The organism is Microbacterium sp. B24 (assembly GCF_000333415.1).
Lineage (GTDB): Bacteria > Actinomycetota > Actinomycetes > Actinomycetales > Microbacteriaceae > Microbacterium.
On sequence record NZ_BADB01000173.1, the window covers coordinates 1 to 6373 of the forward strand.

At 69.1% G+C, this 6373-nt stretch carries 9 protein-coding genes and 1 tRNA gene; 7 read left to right on the forward strand and 3 right to left on the reverse strand.

What is annotated here, in order from left to right; genetic code table 11:
- Positions 1 to 123: 123 nt before the first annotated feature.
- The 5 genes from I5I_RS04450 (at position 124) to rplA (ending at position 2959) form a co-directional block, all read left to right on the forward strand.
- Positions 124 to 196 (forward strand) — tRNA-Trp (locus I5I_RS04450).
- Between the two features lie 96 nt (positions 197 to 292).
- Positions 293 to 556: a preprotein translocase subunit SecE gene (gene secE / locus I5I_RS04455; protein ID WP_036316892.1), complete on the forward strand. Its 264-nt coding sequence runs from the start codon at positions 293 to 295 to the stop codon at positions 554 to 556.
- 53 nt (positions 557 to 609) lie between these two features.
- On the forward strand, positions 610 to 1680 hold the full coding sequence (gene nusG, locus I5I_RS04460; RefSeq protein ID WP_036316879.1) for a transcription termination/antitermination protein NusG: 1071 nt from the start codon (positions 610 to 612) through the stop codon (positions 1678 to 1680).
- A 144-nt stretch (positions 1681 to 1824) separates the two neighbouring features.
- Positions 1825 to 2256 carry a 50S ribosomal protein L11 gene (gene rplK, locus I5I_RS04465; protein WP_005050009.1) on the forward strand — a complete coding sequence of 144 codons (432 nt, stop codon included), beginning with the start codon at positions 1825 to 1827 and terminating at the stop codon, positions 2254 to 2256.
- A 13-nt stretch (positions 2257 to 2269) separates the two neighbouring features.
- The gene (gene rplA, locus I5I_RS04470) at positions 2270 to 2959 is read left to right on the forward strand and encodes a 50S ribosomal protein L1 (RefSeq protein WP_005050012.1); all 690 of its coding nucleotides are present in this window, start codon (positions 2270 to 2272) and stop codon (positions 2957 to 2959) included.
- 62 nt (positions 2960 to 3021) lie between these two features.
- On the opposite strand, the gene I5I_RS04475 is transcribed toward rplA, so the two are convergent.
- A complete protein-coding gene (locus I5I_RS04475; RefSeq protein ID WP_036316881.1) occupies positions 3022 to 3297 on the reverse strand; it encodes an acylphosphatase in 276 nt (91 codons plus the stop codon).
- Between the two features lie 183 nt (positions 3298 to 3480).
- Between I5I_RS04475 and I5I_RS04480 the strand changes: the two genes are divergently transcribed.
- The gene (locus I5I_RS04480; RefSeq protein WP_036316894.1) at positions 3481 to 4314 is read left to right on the forward strand and encodes a formylglycine-generating enzyme family protein; all 834 of its coding nucleotides are present in this window, start codon (positions 3481 to 3483) and stop codon (positions 4312 to 4314) included.
- 6 nt (positions 4315 to 4320) lie between these two features.
- Here I5I_RS04480 and I5I_RS04485 read toward each other — a convergent pair whose 3' ends face one another.
- Positions 4321 to 4977, reverse strand: a complete 657-nt coding sequence (locus tag I5I_RS04485) for a LysE/ArgO family amino acid transporter (RefSeq protein ID WP_036316884.1) — start codon at positions 4975 to 4977, stop codon at positions 4321 to 4323.
- Between the two features lie 27 nt (positions 4978 to 5004).
- On the opposite strand from I5I_RS04485, the gene I5I_RS04490 reads away from it, so the two are divergent.
- On the forward strand, positions 5005 to 5925 hold the full coding sequence (locus I5I_RS04490; protein ID WP_036316886.1) for a LysR family transcriptional regulator ArgP: 921 nt from the start codon (positions 5005 to 5007) through the stop codon (positions 5923 to 5925).
- Here I5I_RS04490 and I5I_RS04495 read toward each other — a convergent pair.
- Positions 5912 to 6373 (reverse strand): zinc-binding dehydrogenase (locus I5I_RS04495; protein ID WP_036316889.1); only part of this gene is annotated, 462 nt, incomplete at its 5' end. The genes I5I_RS04490 and I5I_RS04495 overlap by 14 nt on opposite strands.

The following is a 6373-nucleotide window of genomic DNA, read 5'->3' on the forward strand; positions in this document are numbered from 1 at the left end:
CGCGTCCGATGGCATGACGTACACTGGACAGTGCAGTTGAAGTCTGCATTCTTTCGCCGTGCCCGCGCTTCGCGTGACGTTCGGGCAGGGAAGCGGTCTTCACCCCGGGATCTCACGATCTCTAGGGCGGTAGCTCAATTGGCAGAGCAGCGGTCTCCAAAACCGCAGGTTGCAGGTTCGATTCCTGTCCGCCCTGCGCGTCAGCGATCAGCTGACACCGCAGGTCGCGCCGGTTCACGCCGGCGTGGGAAGCAAGTCCGAGCACGTCCGAGCACGTCACATGGGTGGGTACATGGTCCAGGAAGAGGCGCACGGCGAGGTCGTCGCAGCAGGCGGCACGCCCCGTGAGAAGAAGCTGAACTTCTTCCAGCGGATCGCGCTCTTCATCCGCCAGGTCTTCGGCGAACTCCGCAAGGTCGTCACCCCGACGCGTCAGGAGCTCCTGAAGTTCACCGGTGTGGTCCTCGGCTTCGTGGTCGTGATGATGGCCGTCGTCTACAGCCTCGACTTGCTCTTCACCTGGGTGGTGCAGGTCGTCTTCGGCACACCGAGCTGATCCAGCCGACGCCTGAGCTGTCACCGCACGACCCCCGAGGGAAGAGGACATACGTGTCTGAGAAGTACACCGACGACGTCGACTGGGCCACCGCCGCCGAGCAGTCCAGCGAGGACGACGAGGCGCAGGAAGGCAACATCCTCGCCGCCGAGGAGCTCTCCTCGGAGCCTGCAGAGCACCTCGCCGTGCACGTCGTCGACGATGAAGACGACGTCGAGGGCGAAGACGAAGACATCGACATCGACGACCCGGAGGCAGACGCCATCGTGAACGACGCACTCGAGATCGACGAGGCGGCCGAGGCCGAGGCTGCCGCTGAGGTGCTCACCGACGCGCTCGCCGAGGAAGAAGCCGAGGCCGCCGCCCAGGCTGCCGAGGAGATCGCGCCGTACGACGGCCCCGACGTGAACGGCGAGCCGGACGCGCCCGCGCTGGACGAGGAGTTCGTCGCCGAGGTCTCTGCGGCCGGCGACGTCGTCGACGCCGCGGAGGACGCGACCCCCGACGACCCCTACGAGGCCTTCCGCGCCGAACTGCGTTCGCTGCCCGGCAAGTGGTACGTGATCCACTCCTACGCGGGCTTCGAGCGCAAGGTGAAGGCGAACATCGAGCAGCGCAAGAACTCGCTCGAGGTCGAAGAGGACATCTATCAGGTCGAGGTCCCGATGGAGGACGTCGTCGAGATCAAGAACGGCCAGCGCAAGATGGTCAACCGGGTGCGCATCCCGGGCTACGTCCTCGTGCGGATGGAGCTGAACGAAGACACCTGGTCGGTCGTGCGTCACACGCCCGGCGTCACCGGCTTCGTCGGCAACGCGCACAACCCGACGCCGCTGCGGTTCGAAGAAGCCTTCAACATGCTGAAGTCGCTCGTGCAGGTCACCGAGACGGCCCCCGTCAAGGGCGGCGCCGGCAAGGGGGCGTCGGCTCCCGCGCGCAGCGTCATCACCGAGGTCGACTTCGAGATCGGCGAGACCATCACGATCAAGGAAGGCTCGTTCGCGGGCCTGCCCGGATCGATCAGCGAGATCAAGCCCGAGAGCGGCAAGCTCACCGTGCTCGTCTCCCTCTTCGAGCGTGAGACGCCGGTCGAGCTGTCGTTCGACCAGGTCACCAAGCAGTGATCCATACCGGATGCCGCGGCATCCGGTAGAATCATCAGGTTGCGCGCGCGTCGCGCGACATCCCCACCACCTTTCGGGTCCGCCGATCGTGTGGAAGCGCGCCCCGAGGCTCCGGCCGACGTGCGCTCGACAGAAGGAAAGAGAATGGCACCGAAGAAGAAGGTGACCGGCCTGATCAAGCTTCAGATCAACGCCGGTGCCGCCAACCCGGCGCCGCCGATCGGCCCCGCGCTCGGTCAGCATGGCGTCAACATCATGGAGTTCTGCAAGGCGTACAACGCCGCGACGGAGTCGCAGCGCGGCAACGTCATCCCCGTGGAGATCACCGTCTACGAGGACCGCAGCTTCACGTTCATCCTGAAGACCCCGCCCGCCGCGGAGCTCATCAAGAAGGCCGCCGGCGTGCAGAAGGGCTCCAAGACCCCGCACACCGTCAAGGTCGCGAAGCTCACCAAGGACCAGGTCCGTCAGATCGCCGAGACGAAGATGCCCGACCTGAACGCGAACGACATCGAGGCCGCCTCGCTGATCATCGCCGGCACCGCCCGCTCCATGGGCATCACGGTCGAGGACTGAGGGGGAACGCACAATGGCTAAGTCCAAGGTTTACGAAGCAGCCGCGGCGAAGATCGACCGCGACAAGTTCTACACGTCCACCGAGGCCGTGAAGCTCGCGAAGGAGACGGGGTCGAAGAAGTTCGACTCGACCGTCGAGGTCGCCCTCAAGCTCGCGGTCGACCCGCGCAAGGCGGACCAGATGGTCCGTGGCACGGTCATCCTCCCGCACGGCACGGGCAAGACCGCCCGCGTCATCGTGTTCGCGACGGGCCCGGCCGCCGAGGCCGCCATCGCCGCGGGCGCGGACGAGGTCGGCGGCGCCGAGCTCATCGAGAAGGTCGCCGGCGGCTGGACCGCGTTCGACGCGGCCGTCTCCACGCCCGAGCTCATGGGTCAGGTCGGTCGACTCGGTAAGGTCCTCGGCCCCCGCGGCCTGATGCCGAACCCCAAGACCGGCACCGTGACCCCCAACCCGGCCAAGGCCGTGGAGGAGATCAAGGGCGGCAAGATCGAGTTCCGCGTCGACAAGCACGCCAACGTGCACTTCGTCGTCGGCAAGGCCTCGTTCACGGCCGAGCAGCTGGAGGAGAACTTCACCGCGGCGGTCGAGGAGATCGTGCGTCTGAAGCCCTCGAGCTCGAAGGGCCGCTACATCCAGAAGGGCGCCGTGTCGACCACCTTCGGTCCCGGCATCCCGCTGGACGTCAACTCCCTCGTCTGATCCTCGGATCGACGTCACGATGGGGCTCCACCTTCGGGTGGGGCCCCATCGTCGTCGTGCGATCACCCGTCGCGGCGGATCTCGAAGACGTTCGACCCCTCCTCGGGCAGCTCCGTGACGCGCAGCTGATCGACCCACCCGCCGCGCGGTCCCGTTCGTGCCCACTCCACGACGGCGGCGACCGCCTCGGGCGGGCCCTCGACTTCGGCCTCGACGGTGCCGTCGGCGCGGTTGCGCACCCATCCCGTCGCGCCCGCCCGGGTCGCCACCGCCTGCAGAGTGAAGCGGAAGCCGACGCCCTGCACGCCGCCCGAGGCGATCAGATGAACCCGTGTCATCGGTCCATCCTGCCCGCGCCGAGCCTCAGAGGGTAGCGTCGAGGGGTGCCGACCGCCGACGACCCCTCTTCCGGCTGCGGCTGCGGATGCGCGGCGCCGGCCCGCGGTGCGGTGCCGTCACGGCCTCTGCTGCCCGTCCGCGCGGCCCCGACGCGGGGGTCTCATCCGATCGCGCAGGTGTCCGTGCCCGCCGGAACCTTCGTCATGGGGGATGCCTCGGGAGATCGCAACCCGCTCGACGGCGAGGTGCCGCGACATGCGGTCGAGCTGGCCGCGTTCGAGATCGATGCCACGACGGTCACCGTCGCGGCGTTCGCGCGCTTCGTCGAGGAGACGGGGTATCGCACCGAGGCCGAGGTGTTCGGCTCGTCCGCGGTGTTCCACCTGCTCGTCGCCGCAGTGGACGACGAGGTGTCGGCACCCCTGGGCGGCACTCCGTGGTGGCGTGCCGTCCGCGGCGCGGACTGGTCGCACCCCGGGGGTCGGCTCTCCTCCGTCGACGGCCTCGACGACCACCCCGTGGTCCACGTGAGCTGGAACGACGCCCAGGCCTACTGTGCGTGGGCGGGACGGCGCCTGCCCACCGAGGCGGAGTGGGAGTATGCCGCGCGGGGCGGCCTCGAGGGTGCGACCTATCCGTGGGGCGACGCCGCCGTCGACGACGGCGGGTGGCGTGCGAACATCTGGCAGGGCGATTTCCCGAACGTCAACACGGCAGAAGACGGATGGGTCGCGACCGCGCCGGTTCGTTCCTTCACCCGGAACGGGTATGGCCTCTGGCAGCCCGTGGGCAACGTCTGGGAGTGGTGTGCGGACTGGTTCTCCGCCGACACGTACCGTCGTTCGCCGCGGGAGGATCCGCGCGGCCCGGAGCAGGGGAGCGCGCGGGTGCTGCGCGGGGGGAGCTACCTCTGCCACGCGTCGTACTGCAACCGCTATCGCAACGCGGCCCGCTCCTCGAACACCCCGGACTCGTCCATGGGCAACGCCGGGTTTCGGACGGTCGGCGCGCGCTAGCCGTGTTCACCGGGGCAGGACGAGCCCGATCGCCAGTCCCAGCATGACGATCGCGATCGTACCGTCCAGCACCCGCCAGGCGCGCGGTGTCGACAGGCGTCGGCCCAGGTGGTGCGCACCGAAGCCGAGCGCGCTGAACCAGGCGACCGAGGCCGTGACGGCACCGGCGGCGAAGGCCCACCGCATCGACCCGTGGGTGTTGGCGACCGTGCCGAGGAGGAACACCGTATCGAGATAGACGTGCGGGTTGAGCCAGGTGAGGGCCAGACAGGTCAGCACGACCGCCGCGCGGCGGGAGACCTCGGATGGCGGGCTCTCGCCCGTCAGGCCGGTCGGTGATCCGCGCAGAGCTCGACGCGCTGCCAGGAGGGCGTAGCCCGCGAGGAAGAGCGCACCGGCCCAGCGAACGACGTCGATGAGGCCCGGCAGCGTCTGCAGGAGCGCACCGACGCCGGAGACGCCCAGCACGATCAGCAGTGCATCGGAGACCGTACAGACGACCACCACCGCGGTGACGTGCTGGCGGCGGATCCCCTGCCGCAGCACGAACAGGTTCTGCGCGCCGATGGCGACGATGAGAGACAGGCCGAGGCCGAGGCCGGCCAGCGCAGAGGGGAGCACGCACGCGAGCGTAGACCGGCACACGGCGCAAGCCCAGTTCATGATTCTGAAGCGCCATAAGCTGAGCTGATGATCCGGATTCCGGCCGAACTCGCCCACACGCTCGTCACGGTGCTCGACGAGGGCACTCTCGACGGCGCCGCCCGCCGCCTGCACGTGACCCCGTCTGCGATCAGCCAGCGCATCAAAGCGCTGGAGGAGATCCTCGGACGCGTCCTGCTCGTGCGCACCAAGCCGGTGCAGGCGACCGAGGCCGCGCACCCCGTCGTGCGGTACGCGCGTCAGCTCGCGCTGCTGGAAGCCGATGCGGCGCGGGCGCTGGGCCACGACGCCGAGCCGGTTCGGATGCCGCTCGCCGTCAACGCCGACTCGCTCTCCACGTGGTTCCTGCCACCGCTGGCCCGGCTCGCCGAGCGGCATCCGGTCGTCTTCGACCTGCACCGCGACGATCAGGACTTCACCGCGGCGCTCCTCGAGTCCGGGACGGTGACGGGAGCGGTGACCTCGCGTGCACACCCCGTCGCCGGATGCCGCGTCGTTCCCCTCGGCGAGCTGGTCTACGAAGCCGTCGCCACTCCCGCCTTCCGCGATCGGTGGCTCGACAAGGGGGCACCCGATGCTGCCGCGCGCCTGCGCGACGCGCCGCTCATCGACTTCGATCGACGCGATGACCTGCAGACGAGGTGGCTGCGCGCACGCGGCATCGATCCGGCGGCGCCACCGCGGCACCGCGTGCCGGCCTCGCACGACTTCGCCACGGCGGTGCAGCTGGGTCTCGGATGGGCGCTGCTGCCGCGGCTGCAGTCGCAGCAGGCGCTGGATGACGGCACGCTCGTCGCGCTGGAGGGTGAGCCGGTTCGCGTGCCGCTGTACTGGCAGCAGTGGAATCTGCGCTCCGAGATGTTGGATGCCGTGGCGGAGGAGCTCGTCGCGGAGGGTCGTCGGGTTCTCGCCCCGGCGGATCCCTCCGGTCGGATCAGCAATCGCTGATGGAGAGCACGATCTTTCCCCTCGTGTGGCCGCGCTCGATCTCGCGATGGGCGGCCTCGGCCTCGGCGAGGTCGTAGACGCGATCCACGAAGACCCGGATCGCCCCCGAATCGAGCAGTCGCGCCAGGGTCGCGAGCACGCTGCCGTCGGGTACGACCTTGTACGACGTGGCCCGCACGCCGGCCGCCTCCGCGGCATCCGCGTAGCCGGGCCACGCGCCGGTCGGCACGAGGATGTACAGCCCGCCGGGACGCAGGACCGACAGCGATCGGGTTCCGGTGTCATCGTGGACGTTGCCGATGAGGTCGATCACCACGTCGACCGTTCCGACGACGTCTTCGAAGCGCGTCGAGGCGTAGTCGATGACGACCGAGGCGCCGAGCTCGCGCAGCCAGGGCAGATTGGCGGCCGATCCGACTCTAGAGGATCCCCGGGACCGAGCTCGAAT

What these genes read in the sequence shown, in the direction of transcription:
- secE (WP_036316892.1), top strand. Translation starts at nt 293, where the DNA reads ATGGTCCAGGAAGAGGCGCACGGCGAGGTCGTCGCAGCAGGCGGCACG.
- rplK (WP_005050009.1), top strand. Translation starts at nt 1,825, where the DNA reads ATGGCACCGAAGAAGAAGGTGACCGGCCTGATCAAGCTTCAGATCAAC.
- rplA (WP_005050012.1), top strand. Translation starts at nt 2,270, where the DNA reads ATGGCTAAGTCCAAGGTTTACGAAGCAGCCGCGGCGAAGATCGACCGC.
- I5I_RS04475 (WP_036316881.1), bottom strand. Translation starts at nt 3,297, where the DNA reads ATGACACGGGTTCATCTGATCGCCTCGGGCGGCGTGCAGGGCGTCGGC.
- I5I_RS04485 (WP_036316884.1), bottom strand. Translation starts at nt 4,977, where the DNA reads ATGAACTGGGCTTGCGCCGTGTGCCGGTCTACGCTCGCGTGCGTGCTC.
- I5I_RS04490 (WP_036316886.1), top strand. Translation starts at nt 5,005, where the DNA reads ATGATCCGGATTCCGGCCGAACTCGCCCACACGCTCGTCACGGTGCTC.